At 37.7% G+C, this 17,192-nt stretch carries 13 protein-coding genes; 4 read left to right on the top strand and 9 right to left on the bottom strand.

What is annotated here, in order from left to right; all coding sequences use genetic code 11:
• Nucleotides 1-106: 106 nt before the first annotated feature.
• Both G6N06_RS04115 and G6N06_RS04110 read right to left on the bottom strand, forming a co-directional pair.
• Nucleotides 107-1,411, bottom strand: a complete 1,305-nt coding sequence (locus G6N06_RS04115) for a beta-helix domain-containing protein (protein ID WP_163514804.1) — start codon at nt 1,409-1,411, stop codon at nt 107-109.
• A 325-nt stretch (nt 1,412-1,736) separates the two neighbouring features.
• The gene (locus G6N06_RS04110) at nt 1,737-2,180 is read right to left on the bottom strand and encodes a hypothetical protein (protein ID WP_163514803.1); all 444 of its coding nucleotides are present in this window, start codon (nt 2,178-2,180) and stop codon (nt 1,737-1,739) included.
• 305 nt (nt 2,181-2,485) lie between these two features.
• On the opposite strand from G6N06_RS04110, the gene G6N06_RS04105 reads away from it, so the two are divergent.
• Nucleotides 2,486-3,484: a metal-dependent hydrolase gene (locus tag G6N06_RS04105; RefSeq protein WP_163514802.1), complete on the top strand. Its 999-nt coding sequence runs from the start codon at nt 2,486-2,488 to the stop codon at nt 3,482-3,484.
• 152 nt (nt 3,485-3,636) lie between these two features.
• On the opposite strand, the gene G6N06_RS04100 is transcribed toward G6N06_RS04105, so the two are convergent.
• Nucleotides 3,637-4,158, bottom strand: coding sequence for a c-type cytochrome (locus G6N06_RS04100; protein WP_163514801.1), 522 nt, complete (start codon nt 4,156-4,158; stop codon nt 3,637-3,639).
• A gap of 402 nt (nt 4,159-4,560) precedes the next feature.
• Here G6N06_RS04100 and G6N06_RS04095 point away from each other — a divergent pair, with 402 nt between their 5' ends.
• The 3 genes from G6N06_RS04095 (at nt 4,561) to G6N06_RS04085 (ending at nt 7,557) form a co-directional block, all read left to right on the top strand.
• Entirely contained in the window at nt 4,561-5,397 is an 837-nt protein-coding gene (locus G6N06_RS04095; RefSeq protein ID WP_163514800.1) for a universal stress protein, read from the top strand.
• Nucleotides 5,398-5,593: 196 nt separating this feature from the next.
• On the top strand, nt 5,594-6,487 hold the full coding sequence (locus G6N06_RS04090) for a DUF6929 family protein (RefSeq protein WP_163514799.1): 894 nt from the start codon (nt 5,594-5,596) through the stop codon (nt 6,485-6,487).
• A gap of 233 nt (nt 6,488-6,720) precedes the next feature.
• On the top strand, nt 6,721-7,557 hold the full coding sequence (locus tag G6N06_RS04085; protein WP_163514798.1) for a universal stress protein: 837 nt from the start codon (nt 6,721-6,723) through the stop codon (nt 7,555-7,557).
• Nucleotides 7,558-7,650: 93 nt separating this feature from the next.
• Here the strand turns inward: G6N06_RS04085 and G6N06_RS04080 are convergent, their stop codons facing one another.
• The 6 genes from G6N06_RS04080 to G6N06_RS04055 all read right to left on the bottom strand — a co-directional run bounded on the left by G6N06_RS04080 (nt 7,651) and on the right by G6N06_RS04055 (nt 17,129).
• Nucleotides 7,651-10,170 (bottom strand): bifunctional glycoside hydrolase family 9 protein/polysaccharide deacetylase, encoded by a 2,520-nt coding sequence (locus G6N06_RS04080; RefSeq protein WP_163514797.1) that lies wholly within the window; start codon nt 10,168-10,170, stop codon nt 7,651-7,653.
• Between the two features lie 132 nt (nt 10,171-10,302).
• Nucleotides 10,303-11,520: an exo-beta-N-acetylmuramidase NamZ family protein gene (locus tag G6N06_RS04075; protein ID WP_163514796.1), complete on the bottom strand. Its 1,218-nt coding sequence runs from the start codon at nt 11,518-11,520 to the stop codon at nt 10,303-10,305.
• A 104-nt stretch (nt 11,521-11,624) separates the two neighbouring features.
• On the bottom strand, nt 11,625-13,094 hold the full coding sequence (locus G6N06_RS04070; protein WP_163514795.1) for a glycosyl hydrolase family 18 protein: 1,470 nt from the start codon (nt 13,092-13,094) through the stop codon (nt 11,625-11,627).
• Between the two features lie 32 nt (nt 13,095-13,126).
• Nucleotides 13,127-14,818, bottom strand: coding sequence for a glycoside hydrolase family 3 protein (locus tag G6N06_RS04065; protein WP_163514794.1), 1,692 nt, complete (start codon nt 14,816-14,818; stop codon nt 13,127-13,129).
• A complete protein-coding gene (gene murQ, locus G6N06_RS04060) occupies nt 14,815-15,636 on the bottom strand; it encodes an N-acetylmuramic acid 6-phosphate etherase (RefSeq protein ID WP_163514793.1) in 822 nt (273 codons plus the stop codon). The genes G6N06_RS04065 and murQ overlap by 4 nt, the downstream gene beginning before the upstream one ends.
• A 23-nt stretch (nt 15,637-15,659) precedes the next feature.
• On the bottom strand, nt 15,660-17,129 hold the full coding sequence (locus G6N06_RS04055) for a sodium:solute symporter (protein ID WP_163514792.1): 1,470 nt from the start codon (nt 17,127-17,129) through the stop codon (nt 15,660-15,662).
• Between the last annotated feature and the right edge of the window lie 63 nt (nt 17,130-17,192).

The raw sequence follows: 17,192 nt of genomic DNA, 5'->3' as shown, positions 1-17,192 counted from the left end.
TCAATACCACTATCTTATATCAGGAAAACTTGCCAGATATCTGACAAGTATTTAAGAAGGAAAGCGTGTAAAGATTTGGGGTCATCTATATCTACAATACTATCGGTTATTCTTCTCTTTCATTGGATGCAATGATCTTGTTAATGCGAAGTCTAAAGTCGGGACGTCTGGGGTTCTTAACATCAATAAAAGTCTCGGAGTCATTCCCCTTAGAATACACATTAAAAAAGATACTGTTACCATACCAATTTTCTAAATCGGCATTATTGGAGTCGTTTTCAGTAAAAATATTTCCATTGCAATTATTGAAATACATATCACTGAACTTTATACGTTCTAAATTCTTAGCGTTTATTTTTACCTTATCATCAATAATAACTGCTGGATTATAGCCGGAAATCACGCTTTTACGAAGGTCCAATGAAGCATCTTCAGAAATATACAAGGCCTCTTTAACCAAGCCTACCTTAATATCAGATTCCAAATTGTCGCTAACATTAATTAAGGTCATGTTTTCAGCATGTACGAAAGTGCCTTTCTTACTCAAATCTACTTCATCCTTCTTATCATAAGAAGCTATATACATAGAGCGTGATCCATCCGAGCCAGACACATAAGGAGATCTAATGGCCAAAGAATTGCTAATGTTACATTGAGTCCCAAAATTGAATTCATAGTCGTTGCTCCTGGTTCTAAAGGAGATCATTTTTTCTAAATTGACCTTACCACCTATAACGTTAAAGGAATTTCCATCAGAATAACTCACCATCACGTTCTCTATTACAGTCTTACTTCCAACTCCGGCCAAGGTAAGCGAGTTAAAATAACCGAACTCGCGAGTACGCCTTCCAGCAAACTCAATCCTTACATATTTAAAGACACCGGAATTGCTTTCGGTGTTTTCACCGCCGTAGCTGATATTATCAAAAGAAGTTGGGCGCAATCCATAATTGACCGAAGAGGCATTACCAAATTTATTGATTGGGGCATCTCCTAATATAAAAATACCACCCCAATCGCCTTCTTTCTTCACACTTCTGTTTGATGTAAAAATTATAGGATCAGTTTCCAATCCTTCAGCCATAATTTTTGATCCTTTAGAAATGATAAGTGCTCCATTTGTTTTGTAATCGCCAATGATTACTGTTCCTGGTTCAATGGTCAAAGTTGTACTATCCGTAACGAATACACTTCCCAATAAGAGGTAAGTATCTCTCTTGACAAGTTTGGTGTCTTGGCTTATATTTCCACTTAAAATTTGGGTTGGCTCACTATGGTCAACATGGTTAGGTCTAAACTCTGTCCAATTGTTTAGCCAGTTATTCTTACCAATAATTCCTTTTTCCTGCTGAGCAAAACTGCTGCTCGCAATCAAAAGGAATAGACATATGGTTTGAGTAATATTTTTCATGAGTAAGTGAATTAGTAGTAGATTTAGGATATATTAACTATTTGATTCAAACATATAAACAAATTCCATGAAATACAAATAAAGTCGATGAAATGCAATATTTAATTTTATGACATAGGGTATTTCTTACAAATTATAATTTTATAGAGAATAGGCCTACACGTTTTTTTTGTTTTTTATTTATTCAAAAAAGACTTTTTTATTTTTAAGCGGTCACCTTTTTACCATTTTTTATCCATAAAATACCCCATAATTAATCCATGGGTTTCAGGATAGTGGATTTTGGTAAAATAAATGTTTTTTAAAATCAGAAAATCAACCCAACTTAATATTTATTGAACTCACTATAAGTATGAAGCGATTTTAAGGTTTCTTCATAAAATAATATAGCAGCAATGAGGTTGGATTTATCAGAATATGGTAAAACCTTGTTTTGGAACGACATGGTACTGTCAAAATAAGTATTGACTGCCTTAATATTATCTTCTAAAGCTTTTCTGTTGTCTTTTGTGTCAGGAATCCCCAAAGAAGACATTGTAACACCAGGCTTGGTGGCGAAAGCTATATTAGGCAATATTTTGACTATTACTTCAATGCGTTCATTGTATAGGGTTAAAAGATCTCCTTTCGGCAATTGATCCAATTCGGAACGATCGTGATACTTTGCAATGGATACTTTTCCTGTGATAATGCTTTGAGGTTCTTTTTGCGCAAAACCAAAGGTTGTCAATAAAAATACCACACAGAGTAGAGTAAATTTAGTTTTCATAACTGAGATTTAAGGGTTCTAAAAGCAAATTTATGCAATTAAACGAAAAAAACAAGCGTTTGGTCGATTATTTTTTGTTTATTTAGATGTAAGAATGTAAAAGACTGAGATTTAGTTTATTCATCTAAAAAAGCTCATGCTTGCATTAAAGTCTTTCTCCTTGGAAATATAATCCGCAAGATCATTTTATCTATTATAAGTACCTACAATGGCTTTTAATTTAACAACACATTCAAACCTTAAGTTTATCCTATTTAAAATAAGGATGGTTTAATCTATTATTTGGCTTATTTTTGCCGGAATTTATGGATTCACTCACACAAATCATATTAGGTGCTGCCGTCGGCGAAGCTGTTTTAGGGAAAAAAGTGGGCAACAAAGCCATGTTATACGGTGCTATTGCCGGCACAATCCCCGACTTGGATATCTTCGCTTCCTATTTTACAGACACTGTATCGGCCTTAGCAATCCACAGAGGATTTTCACATTCTATAGTGTTTTCTGCAATGGCGGCTCCCATCCTCGCATGGGTGGTAACGCGCTATGAGGTCTATAAGGATTTTAAAGGATGGGCCTGGTTGTTTTTCTGGGCACTTTTCACCCATCCGTTACTGGATGCGTTTACAACTTGGGGCACCCAGCTGTTTTGGCCATTGGACATAAGAATTGCCTTTAAAAGTATTTTTGTCATAGATCCACTGTACACAGTGCCATTTTTGATTTTTTTAATTTTGGCGATGTTCCAAAAAAGAACCTCCACCAAACGCCGTAGGTATAACCATATTGGTTTAATTGTCAGTTCCTCCTATTTAGCATTGACATTAGTATTGAAATGGGTAGCCCATAATCAATTCGAATCGGCGTTAATTGATCAAAATATTGCCTACAAACAGATTGATACAAGGCCTTCTCCATTAAATACCATTCTTTGGAGCGCCAATATTGAAACTGAAGACGCGTATTTATTGGCCTATTATTCCTTTTTTGACACCCAGCCTATTACTTTTGAAACGTATAAAAAAGATCATGAACTCTTAGGAAATCTTGCAGACAACAAAAAGGTTCAACAAATGATTGGCATTTCAAAAGGTTGGTACACCATTTCTTATAAAGACAGTAAGCTGTTGTTCAACGATTTGAGGTTTGGTCTATTGAGCATGGAGAAAGGCGCCCAGAATTTTGTTTTTCAATATGAAATTGTTCGTGATGCCGACGGTCAGGTCCAATTTATTGAACAGGAAAAAACCAATCGGGACGGGAGGAAATTGATGAGCGATTTATGGGCTCGTATAAAAGGAAACTGAACCGTGTACATTCAACGATCGTACCCCTCTATAGATTTTAAATTCTTAACCAGCCTCCTATTAGGTAGGTCTAACCAAATAAACCAATACTATACGGACAATTTTTAGTAGCCCTACTTCGTCGTTAATTGGAATATGGGGAAGTTACCTTATTAGTGTTTTCGTTTTTCCTCCATTATTTTCTCTTTTCTGTTATCCCTTTCAGGGTTATAAGTTTTGTACATTCCACCCATTTGTGATAAATACTTTTCCGGATTGACAGTCCCCCGATGACACATCACACAATTGACCACATGCACCTGGTTTGGTTTAGGTTCTGGGAAGTACGGCTTAAAGTAATTGTCGTTTAGATCATCGGTCATTTTGATCATCCCACGTGCAATCTCCTTCTCCATTTTTTCGTCACTGGCAAAATCCAATTTTTTGGGATCCGCTTTACTGGGCACATGACAATGAGTGCACTTTACTCCAAGAGACATGGCATAGTTTTTCATAAGGTGGTCCAAACTGTCCTTCGAAATGTTTTGTGGAAGAACCTTTAGGTTTTCCCAAGGAGTTTGGGCGACGTAGCCTTCGTGAATACGAATATCGGTCTTAAAAGAAAAAAAGCTCAACGCCACGACCAAAACTCCAATGGAAGACAAAAAAAACAGAAATTTTCTATATTTATTCATAATGTACTTATTATAAGTTGAATATAAGATTTAAGATAAGAAAAAAACTCTTTAGATTAATTTTAAATTATCAAGAAATGCCTATTGGAAAAGGCTCTTTTACCATAAAAATTGCTTAGGCTCAACATCGTCATATTTCCAACATCTGATTCTTATAAAACTTATGTCTGTCTGAGTTTAGTGGTAAATTCCGTCAGGAACACATTATTTATAGCGTTCTTATAATAGAAAGGAAATATTAGTCCTATACCAATCATTTCTTTTTTAAATTACCTTATCTTTAGGCTGCCATAAGTCACGCTATATATAGAGGTAAAGCCTTTTATATATAGAGATAAAGCCTTAGTTTTGTACAAGACCTAAAATCATCATATCAATTTAGAAGGATAAACCAATACGCGCATGAGACATCATATTTTAATACCAACAGATTTTTCAGATAATGCATGGAGTGCAGCACAATATGCGATCAAATTATATGGCCATGAACCTTGCACCTTTTATTTTTCCTATGCTTGGACCTTTTTAAATTCAGGGGCGCGAACACATATTTCTCAAAGTTATATAGATCCATTGATAGATCAATCCAAAGAACAATTAGCTGATGTAAAGGAACGCGCTGTAAAGGAAAGTAAAAATCAAGACCATAAGTTTGAAACCATTTATACTGTCGGTTCCTTAGAAGATTGTATAGAAGTATCTATTAAGAAGCACAATATCGACCTCGTCGTGATGGGTACAAAAGGTGCTACAGGGGCCAAAAAGTATATTCTTGGGAGTAATACCGTATCTGTAATTAATAAAGTAAGGCTTTGCCCAATATTATTGGTTCCAAATAATTGTACGTATGTAAAACCAGATCAGATTGCCTTCCCTTCTGATTTTAGCAGGTTTTTTGGTGAAGATCTACTTCCAATAACACAGTTGGCCGATATGACCAAGGCGACCATCAACGTGCTTCATATCAAAGGAAAGGACGGGTTGACAGAAATACAAAACACCAATTTCGAGATGCTTAAAGCGCATCTAAAAGACTATCCGCACACTTTTAATTGGTTGCCAAGCCATAGAACAAAAGCAGATGTCATTGCTGATTTCATTAAGGAAAACAACGTTAAGATCCTTACCATGATCAACTATGAGCATAGTTTTATCGAAAACATTATCAAAGAACCCATTATAAAGAAATTAGGATTTAAATCTAAAATTCCTTTTCTGGTGATTCCACGTAAAGACTAAGATTTTTCATTTTTAATAGCTTAATCGTTCTTACCGTTCAGCTTATAAAAAATTAGTTATTAAAACCACATTAAATAATCATCTAATTATAGGTGGCTTTTTCATAGGTGTTCATACAAGAATCTCTATAGGTCATACTATTGTGACCCATTCTCTATCGATTTCACCATAATTCTACCGTTTAAAAATTAAATTATTGCGATCTATCGAATTAGATATTGAAATATTGAGTCGCCAGATTTTGGAAGACATCCCAAGCGCCTCTGGGATCATAAAATTTAAAGATGGTTTTTATGTAATAGGTGATGATTCTCCGTATTTATTTCACTTGGATAGGAATTTTGATCTGCTTTCAAAAACTCCGATTTTTTCTACCGAAAAGTTACAAGGGACTAGAATTCCAAAAATCAACAAACCCGATTTTGAAGCCATAGAGATGATCAGTGCTACCGAAATTCTTGTTTTTGGTTCTGGATCCAAATCGCCTGAACGAGATGCTTGTGTATGGATCGAAATTGGAAAAGAAACTACCTATCAGGAATATGACGTCTCTTTTTTTTATGACCATATAAGACAGATGGATATCATGCAGGGCTACGAACTCGATATTGAAGCTCTCGCCGTTGTTGGAGACTTGCTACATCTTTTTAACCGAGATCGAAATATTATCTTTAGCTTTTCACTTCAGGACTTTTTAGCTTATTGTAAAACAAAGGCGCCCTTCCCTATTCCTAAAGCCCATTTATTTTCATTACCTAAAATCAAGGGTTTACAAGCTGGGTTTTCTGGCGCAACTTCATTTCAAGACCAACCTTATCTCATTTTTACGGCTTCTGTTGAGGATTCACCTAACGCTTATGATGATGGCGATATTTTAGGCAGTTTTATAGGTGTCATAAAAATAAAAAACGGACAGCTTGACAATGACTATTTAATTCGGCAGATTCCCAATCCAGGAAGTCCCTTAAAAGTAGAATCTGTAATTATTGATAAAGTGATATCCGATGCTGAAACTGAGTTGGTCCTTGTTACAGACAATGATGGATCACCATCTGAAATATTAAGATTGCGAATGACTTTGTGCGAATGACTTGGTGAAAGCGTTGTTATTGCAATTGCCGAAGCTGATCACCATCACAAGAAATTATCGTTCACTACTTTTCGATACCAATTAACTAAATTAGCACTCTAAATCGCAATCATAAATAATAAATCATTAACACTCTGCGCCTCTTCTTGATTAACACTGTTAGATGACCTAAATCATGTTATCTTTTCTGATAAACTATTATGTTTACGCCATAAAAACAAAATGATTATAGTATGAGACATCATATTTTACTTCCCACAGATTTTTCCGAAAATGCTTGGAGCGCGGCACTCTATGCCATAAGGATGTACGCCAAAGTGCCATGTACATTTTATTTTTCGCATGCCTGGACCTTCGTCAATACTGGATCCAGAACGTATATTTCGCCTAGTTATATTGACACACTTCAAAACACCTCCAAAGAACAATTGGAAACTCTAAAACAGCGTGCTCAATTTGTAAGTCCGCATAGCGAGCATGAATTTAAAACCATTTTTAGTGAGGATTTCCTGTCTGAGTCCATCAAAACAGCAATTAAGGATCATGCTATAGACTTAGTGGTCATGGGTACCAAAGGGGCTACAGGGGCTAAGGAGTTTCTTCTTGGCAGCAATAGTGTGAACGTAATTAAAAAAGTTAAACTTTGCCCCATTTTATTAGTGCCACATAAATATGAATATGCCAAAACAGACCGCATCGCATTCGCTACTGATTTTAAACGACCTTATGGTGATGAAATTCTTCCTCTCATAAGTTTAGCGAAGTTGCAAAAGTCCAATCTCGAAATCTTACATATTAACGGTCCTGATGATCTGACTGAGAAGCAACAGGTCAATTTAAATACACTCACCCAACTTCTAAAAGATCAGCCTCATAATGTGCATTGGATTCCAGAAATAGGCACTAAAGAGGAGATTATTTCTGCTTTTATTGAAGAAAACAATATCAACCTCATTACCATGATAAACTACGAACATAGCTTCCTCGAATATGTACTCAATGAACCAATTATAAAAAAAATGGGATATCATTCGCTGATTCCTTTTATGGTGATTCCACATCAAAGCTAGCATTGGCCTATTGTCATTCGATAATTAAACATCAATTTCAGTTGCAGGCCAATTGAATATAATCCCAGTTGTTAGTTAGTCCAACTGGGATTTTTAATTCTTTAAATTCAAATTATTGGTCAAGGCATCAAATTCATAACCTCGTTCTTTTAAGAGAGTTATGAGACTGTCAAGTTTGTCATAAAACTTATCCGTACGATTAGGATGTGTACCTATATGGGAAAGCAGCAAAAATCCATTCAATCCTTCTGTTTCCTCCAAAGTAAGGATAGAGCTTACAATGTCTTCGGTAGTTCTATAGTTCTCCATCTCTGGAGTCGTATAATCTGCATGCGATATTGTGCCAGGACTATAGTTGATCATTGCAATACTCATTTGATCTGCCCATTGGGTGATGATGTTATCGTTCCATTCAAAAGGCGGCAAAAAGTAGGGTGCGTCTTCCTTTTGGACGCCAAACTTTTCCATTTCTGAATAATTTGCTTTTAAATCGCTTTTGAATTCATCCTGGGTAACCAAGCGCTTCTTTTCTTTTGTCCAATCGTTATAAAGCAAATGCTTATCGGAATGTGCACCAAGATAGTGACCCGATTTCTTTGCACTTTTGATAAATGTCGCAAAGTTTCCGTTCCTGTAGAAATCCCCAGTAAGGAAGAAAGAGGCTTTGATATCGTGTTTATCCAAAACTCTTAATATTTCTGCAGCACCATCGGCGTATTCATGACCTGAAAACAATAGACTGATTTTCTTTTCGGACCTGTTCCCCCTAACAATGGCACCACTCGAATCATAAGTGTGTCGTTTCTTTTTATTTCCATGCCTAAAGCTTTCACTTTCTAATGATGATAGGTAATAGACCAAAGAAGCCGTACCATCCATGGTTGGCTCGTTTGTAGAATAACTCCCCACATCATCTTGATATACCACCAAGTCTGATTGGAATTGGGCATATTCGTCTTCCTCGTGAAGTTCGACCCCTATTAAGCTGTTCGCGATTGAAGCGTAAACCGGTCCATCAATCAACCCACCATTGGTTTGGTATCCTTCCAGAAGATAAAGCGACGAATGAGGGTCTGTAGGCGTATCTCCATGGGCGGGAAGCCCCACAATCATGGAAGTTCCCCAAATATTACAGCCAAATAGCCAATCCCTTAGTGCTGCTTCCATTTCAAGATAGGTAGCATCTTCTGTCAGTTTATGATATAGTCTGCTTTGTGTAACCGCAGCAGTCACAAAATTATTAGAGCACCAAACAAAAGGAATTCCTATATAAAAAGGATTGTCTTTGCCACGTTCATGAAGCATCTGTAATCCCTTGCCATAATAGGACGTTACTTCTTTTCGTTTATTGGATTCGAGAGTTGAGGCCAATTCATGATGGCCTGAATTCAAGAAGGGATAATATTGGTAATGCAATATGGTATCCCTTCCAATCCAAGGCGTCACCTTTTCTTCAGAAGCATACTTCAGCGCACTTTTTTTATAGCTTTCATCACCGGTAAGTTTATAAAGACTACTCGCTGCCAATTCCATATCATCAATCCAATTGTCTTCTTCGTAAAAATAAGGAGAGCGTCCGGGTGCGGTCTGGCTTACGCCTGGATGTAATTTGCCATACTTATATGCCTCCTCCGCCCGTTTGGTCAGGTCGTCAGTATATTCAGGATAAAACTCCTTTAAAACCGTAGCACCAATGGCAAAAGCAGAAGCATATTTTCCTGCGGTAGAGGCCACTCCAGTTGATCTGTTCTTATATTTTAAAACGCCTTGTTTTTCTGCACTCGCCAAGTACACAGGTCGACCACGCCGATTAGGATCGTAGATAACCGAATCTTTATTTGGTAATCGGTAACCAGAATGATCACGGTCATCGGCAATTTGGTTATAAAACTCAGTAGATGACGGATTCATCTTTTTTAGCCAATCCATGCCAAATTTTGCTTCATCGATAATATCCGGAATCCCATTTGGCCCAGGTAGCCCATCAGCTCCATAGGCATCGTCAAAGGCTTCTGGGTTGTCGCGGTAGGCAAACAGTAATTGAAAAACAGCATTGGCTGAAGTGGCCGTGTACTGCAAATAATCGGAAGCGTCATGCCAGCCGCCGGTCACATCAATACGCTCTCCTTCCTTCCCAGGATTGTACAAAATATATCCATCATCCAAATGACAAGTCGCAGTTAGATACGGATTATATCCGCAACGTTGCTGACGCATATATTCCAATAGAAAATCGGCAGTATGGTCATAAACATCAGTATTTATTCTAAATACGGGCGATTTTATACCACCTGCCAGAAGATAGAATTTGCCTGGGATTTGAAATTCACTGAAATTTAATCGATACGACGATTTAAACGGGCCATAAGCTCCTTTTGAAACCGGTGTTCGCGATTTGAAAACCTCTTTGTCCGTAGTTGCATCATGAAGTGAAAAGGAATCAATCTGTGCGTGCTCAATGGCACCAAAGACGGCCACTTTTATGGAATTTGGCGTATATCCCAACTGATTGATCCGAATGACCGAACTCCCTTTATCCTTTGTGATAGGCGGACTGGCGACTGCTGAACACAAAATAAAACCAATACTAATAACAAATAACATCTTTTTCATTTTCCTACAAATAATTTTAAAAAATAGAAGCCTTGGCGATTAAAGGTATAGAATAATAAATCGTCTCGAAACGCCAATGCTTTCTATTGTTAATCAATAGCATTCCCTAAAAAGATTTCACTTTTTATTCGGTTAGTTATACATCAAATATTTTGCTCTAGTTTTAGCAAAGGACTCCAATCCTGATGCCCAGCTTTCTTTAATATCCTCAATAGACACTCCTTCTTCAATTTGTTTCTGTAGCATTTTCGTCCCTGCCAGTTTTGGAAAGAAATCATTAAAGAATGTTTTTTGATCTGGTGTAGAATTGTATGTCTCAACCAGCCAATCCAATTTGACTTCATTGAGCCGTTCAACATTTCTTAAATCTCTTCCATAACACTCTTCCCCTTGGTGTTTTGGCGTTTTTGCGCCAAAATTGGGTTCTGGCGTAAAGCTGAAATCGAATTTGTCTTTTGGTAAAAACGGGGCTCCAAAAACCTGAAACTGCATTTCCGTACCACGCCCACAGCTTAATGTGGTGCCTTCAAAAAAGCAAACACTCGGGTACAAATTGATGGATGTGGCATTGGGAAGGTTTGGTGAAGGCTTTATAGGCAGGTCGTATTCAGAATCATAAGTGTAATTCCTTAATGGTATTACTGTAAGTTCACACTGAATACCATTCTCTAGCCATTTTTCGCCATTGATCATCTTTCCGTATTCACCAATGGTCATCCCATATACAATAGGCACTGGGTGCATACCCACAAAACTTTTAACCTCGCTTTCCAGAATAGGTCCATCAATATAATGGCCATTCGGATTTGGACGATCTAAAATAATAACTGGAATATTGAGCTCTGCTGCAGTTTCCATCACATAATGAAGAGTGGAGATATAGGTGTAAAAACGAACGCCAACATCCTGAACATCAAACAGCATCACATCAATATCCTTTAAAAATTCCTTCGGCGGCTTTCTGTTTTTGCCATACAGGGAAAATATAGGTAAACCTGTTTTCTCATCAATACCGTCCTCTATATATTCGCCAGCATCTGCTGTGCCACGGAAGCCATGCTCAGGTGAATAGACTTTGGTCACCTTGATGCCCAATGCCAATAAGGAATCGACAAGATGGGTGTGGTTTTGTTCGCTTTCATCCTTAAAAATAACGCTGGTTTGATTCGCTACTACACCCACATTCTTACCCTCCAAAAGCTTAAGATAAACATCGGTCTGATTTGCACCTGTTACAATTGCCGATTTTTCAACCTCGGCAGCGACCATACTGTCGTCTTTAACTTGATTTTTTTTAGTCGTTTCATTACAAGCTAAAAGGCTAATAAAACATAAAAAAAGATATTTCATAATATTCGAGTTTTAATTTGTGATTAAAAGATAAAATGATATTGCAGTCTTATTTTTTAAAATTTACTATGTTTTACCAAGTGCTGCAAATGGCTCAGAATGAATTAATTGGATTTTAAGATTTTAAATGTGGCTTGGCCACCTTGTTCATCTTCAACTTCTAAAAAATACAAACCGTTTTCCAATGACGTCATGTTTATATTTTCAAAATGAGAGGTCACTTTTAAAACAGAAGCACCCATAACATTGAACAATTCCATTTTAGTGAATTTGACAGCGTTAGCATGTGTTATGTTTATATAACCTGATGTTGGATTGGGATGGATTTTAATCTGATTTAAAGTTGCATCACCAACAGAGGCCGTTGCACCAAACTTAGTATTGATCAATTCCCAAAGTTCTGGGCGACCACCGTCATAATTTAAGGCCCACATCCCTACGCCTCCAAGATTGTTGGCTATGGCCAAATCGAACTTTTTTGAGATGCTCAGTTCATTATCTATCCAAACTTGGTTCCAATTGGTCCCGTCGTTCCATCTGTACCATGGATATTCGAAATCTGAATTCCATATAAAACCACCGTGGCTATCTGCCTCGGTTACCGTATTTCTATAACGTGTGGATGACACATGCGATATGGTTGCCGATTCGGAGACGCTGGTCTCTGTTTTCCAATGTTGCCCGTAATAAGGAACGGCCATAATCAATTTTTCAGGATTGTTTGCAGTAGGTACGGCATAGGTTCCTGTTTCTATAGTGCGTTTAACAAATCGTTTCCATGAAGTGTGATGTATCAAAGGAGCAACTGGACCAGAATTCGCACTGTTTGCAGACGTATAATCATAAGCCATAATGACCACGTAATCCACACTATCCACCAAACCCTCTATATCCCATCCGCCCCAATTGACAGCCGGTCCATCAAAAGACACCTCTTTCCCTGGGAGTTCAACATGAATAAATGTGGTTAGGTCAGACAAAAATGCATTCAGTTCTGCACCCCGATGATTGGTGGCCATACCTTCAAAATCAATATTGACTCCATCCAAATTGTAGGTTTCAATTAAGCTTTTGACATTATTGAAAAATAGGGTTTTCTTGGTCGGATTGGTGATCAATTCCCAAACCACGGCATCTGCACCATCGGCGCCACCAAAATTAACTACAGTCATAATTACCTTTACTCCTTGTGCATGAGCGGCATTAATTTCAGCCGTCCATGGCCATCCCGCAGGTGTAGCAATAGAGGCATCCAATTGCACCAAAAAATCAAAACAGGCCAAATGAGTCAGCAAATCATAGCGAATATTGTTATGGGCCCCAGAGCTTTGCTCCCAGTAAGGCAAGAAACCAAATACCTTTTTATTCAATGCGGGCGCTCTTAAAGCATTTAAACCAATTATTTTTTCAGCTTTTTTACTGGCATCCCGTCGGGTAGCATCTGTCGTAACTTTACCAAACTCTTCTTTTTGCATTTGGTGTGGACCTTCCATAATAACCTCCTGAGAAAACATGGTTTGAATCGTCATACAGGTCAATAAAACGATGAGCTTGTTGTGTAGAATTCTTTTCATTTTTATCTGTTTTAGGTTGAATTATTAGCCATTTACTGTGCAATGTTAATCCCTAATCGTACAGGATATTCTTTTGAAATTGACGCAGGCAATGTACCATTCACCCCCGATTCTCCGAAAATAATTTCAGCAGTAGCTTTATTCGCTATTTCTGAATTTTCGTACGAAATGAGCACAGTTTCCACGGCTTCTAAATCTGTTTCTTTTAAACTGTACTGACTCGCAAAGACGGATAGGATGGTTTTATGTTTTTTTGAAATGTTTTCTATGGTTTTTTTGTCTTTCTTTGAAATGGCACTCGTGATCCTGCTGTTTTTTCGGTGGTAGCCTATGATAATTTTATCGTATTTACTCAGTTCCTCCGATAATTTTTTAGCAGATAGATTAGACATATCGGTAATGTCACCTTTTAACTTTAAAGACTCTAAGAATAGTTCTGCGGAGTCGTCACCCAACTTCAAAAACCCAATCTTTTCTGGAGTATTGTTTTTCATGGGCACTAATTGACCCTCATTTTTAACTAAGGTAATGGCGTTTTTAATGGCTTCATCGTACAACTGAGCGTTCACATCTTGATTTAAATCATTAATAAGACCCTCCGTTTCAATAGGTTCATAGCGATTTAGTCCTGCATCAAATTTAGCGGCAAGGATTTTCTTAACAGAATGTGCCAAACGAGCTTCAGAAATGTCATTTTGTTCATAAGCTGCCATGATTTTCAAGATGGCCTTTGGTGCGTCTTCCGTAAAGAGAAGCACATCGTTACCAGCTTTAAAGGCCGCCAGATCGATATCTCCGGGCTGCCCATAATCAGCCACACCTTTCATGTTTAAGGCATCCGTAAAAATAAGTCCCTCGTAGCCCAATTGTTCTTTAAGCAATTCCGTAACTATTTGGTAGGACAATGAAGAAGGCAATCCTTCTTGACTTTCTAAATTGGGGACGTTCAAATGGGCGACCATAACGCCTGCAACGCCTTTATTGAATAACTCTTTATATGGATAGAGTTCTATCGCGTCAATTCTTTCTTTTGAAAACGACACTGTTGGCAGGGTTTTATGCGAATCGGAAGCAGTATCCCCATGTCCAGGAAAATGCTTCGCACAGGCCAAAACTCCAACGCTTTGTAGTCCATCGGTAAATGCCCACGCTTTTTCTGTGACATTAACTTTATCTTCACCGAAGGAGCGCACACCAATGACAGGATTTTTTGAATTGGTATTGATATCAACCACGGGCGCAAAATTGATATGAATGCCCATTCGTTTGCAATCTTTTCCAATTTGTTCTCCGATCTTTTTAATGATTTTATGATCAGTTATCGCACCTAAGGTCATATTATAAGGATACCTTGACGTACTATCCAAGCGCATGTTTAGCCCCCATTCACCATCAATTCCAATAAATAAAGGAATTTTAGAAATCGATTGGTAGTGATTGGTCTGTGTTGCCTGTCGGATTGGTCCACCTTGAAAGAAGATAAGACCGCCTAAGTGATAGTCGTTGATCAGTTTTTGAATAGAATCGGTATGTGAATCATTTCTGTTGGAATACGCACTGACCATAAATAACTGTCCCACTTTTTCCTTTAAGGACATGTTGCTATAGATACTATCGACCCAATGTGCCTGCTCGTCAATTTCTATCAGACGTTTGCTGGGCACCTTTGCGCAGGACGCCATCATGAGAATCACAAGACTCAGTATCGGTAAAGTTTTTTTCATTTTTTATGAGAATTATAGCTATCAATCGCCTTTCTGACATTTTTATGCTCGGCCAACAATTTACCAGCCATGCCTTCATCCACTTGAAGTTCGTTCATGATCATTTGAACTGCTCTATTGACCAATTTCTTATTTGACAGCTGCATGTCTATCATTTTATTGCCTCGAACCCTACCCAATTTGATCATTACCGTAGTAGAAATCATATTTAAAGCTATTTTTTGAGCGGTTCCCGCTTTCATTCTGGTACTTCCGGTGACAAACTCTGGACCAACGACCAATTCGATAGGATGATCCACTTCCAAGGACAGAGGCGAATTTTTATTACAGGTAATACAGCCCGTAACAATGCCGTGTTGCTTAGCTTCCTTAATACCTCCAATCACATAGGGTGTGGTTCCAGAGGCTGCAATTCCTATCAGCACGTCGTTTTTTGTGATGGCATATTTATTTAAATCTTGCCAAGCCAATTCGGTATTGTCTTCCGCATTTTCGACCGCTTTTCTAAGTGCGCTATCCCCTCCTGCAATGATGCCAATGACCATATTATCAGGGACGCCGTAAGTTGGTGGACATTCAGAAGCATCCAACACTCCCAAACGACCACTGGTTCCTGCGCCTATATAAAATAAACGTCCACCATCTTTCATTTTAGAATATATGGCATCCACTAGTTTTTGAATTTGGGGAATGGCTTTTTCAATGGCTTGAGGAACCGTTTTGTCCTCTTTATTCATATTTGATAGCAGCTGGAGAGTGTCCATCTTTTCCAAATCATTATAATCCGACGCTTGTTCGGTGGTCAATTTAAGTTTCATAGGATTTAAGATTTAATTAGCTATTAGGTTAGGCTTTTGGTTTTATGGGGATTCTTTACCAGTAACAAGCATATTATAGTTAGCGAGGCATTGACGAAAATATTCATGAACCCAAAATCAAAGTTATACCATTCAATAAAAAAGTAGTTCAAAAAGTAAGTCACCAACGGCATAGCAATACAGATATAGGGCACAGCGCTATCATAAATTTTAACTTTGGTAAAAATGCCCAATAAATACAATCCTAGCAAAGGGCCATAAGTGTAACCTGCCACTTTAAAAATGGTTGAAATAACATCGCCTTTACTTTCTGAAAAAAGCATAATGATTAAAAAAATAAATGCTGAGAAGCCAAACAAAGTGCGATTTTTTAGCTGAAGTTTTTTCTTGGACGATTTCGTTTTGATATTCAAAAAATCATGCGTAAATGACGTTGTCAATGCAGTCAAAGCAGAGTCGGCGCTAGAAAAAGAAGCGGCCGTTATTCCCAGTATAAAACTAACCCCGGCAATAATGCCGAAATGGTTCAACGAAAGCATTGGGAATAAATTATCGGTATTGATTAAACTTCCGTTTTCCATTTCCAATTGGATCCCAAATTGCTCGGCATATAAATAGAGCATGACCCCCAAGCCCAAAAACAAAAACTGGGTGATGGCCAGAAAAATACTAAAAGTAAGGATGTTTTTCTGGGCTTCCTTTTTAGATTTACAGGTCAAGGTTTTTTGCATCATATTCTGATCAAGACCCACCATGGCCACGGCTATCAATACCCCTGAAATAAACTGTTTGTAGAAGTTGTTTCCCGAATGGAAATCCCAATCGAACACTTTAAAGTACTCGTGGTTGGTTACTGCAGCAACGGTGTCCATTACACTTAAGTCCAAAGAGGTTTTGACAATATAAATGGATACGATGACCGCCAGTAACAAGAAAAAGGTTTGCAAAGTGTCTGTCCAAACGATGGTTTTTATACCTGATTTGTTAGTGTACAACCAGATAAGTGCCAATATAAGGATGACCGTAACAAAAAATGGAATATTAAAGGCATCAAAAACAGCATATTGCAAAATCTTCGCGGCGAGCATCAACCGTAAAGCCGCTCCAAATGATTGCGAAATCAAGAAAAACATGGAGCCCGTCTTATAGGTCTTAACACCAAAGCGCGTTTCTAAATAGGTATATATGGATACCAATTTCAAATCGTAATAAATGGGAACCAAGACATAAGTTATAAAAACATAACCAACAACATTACCAAAAACAAACTGTAAATAATAAAAATAGCTATTGCCTACCATCCCAGGAATAGACACAAAAGTAACCCCAGACAAAACGGCACCAATCATCCCAAACGCTACGATCTGCCATGGCGATTTTCTATCGCCAGTATAATAGGATTCTTCACTGGTGTTCTTGGAAACGATGTGTGATATCAACATCAAAAGTCCAAAATATAAGGCTATTATTATTAGAATTATTGTTGCGCTCATTGGTGTATCCTGTTTTTATTTTAAATTGGTTTATTTGATTTTTAAATTTTCAGATCATAACTC

Source organism: Gelidibacter japonicus, assembly GCF_010725055.1.
In the GTDB taxonomy this organism is placed as follows: domain Bacteria; phylum Bacteroidota; class Bacteroidia; order Flavobacteriales; family Flavobacteriaceae; genus Gelidibacter; species Gelidibacter japonicus.
This window is presented reverse-complemented; position numbering and strand designations above follow the sequence as displayed.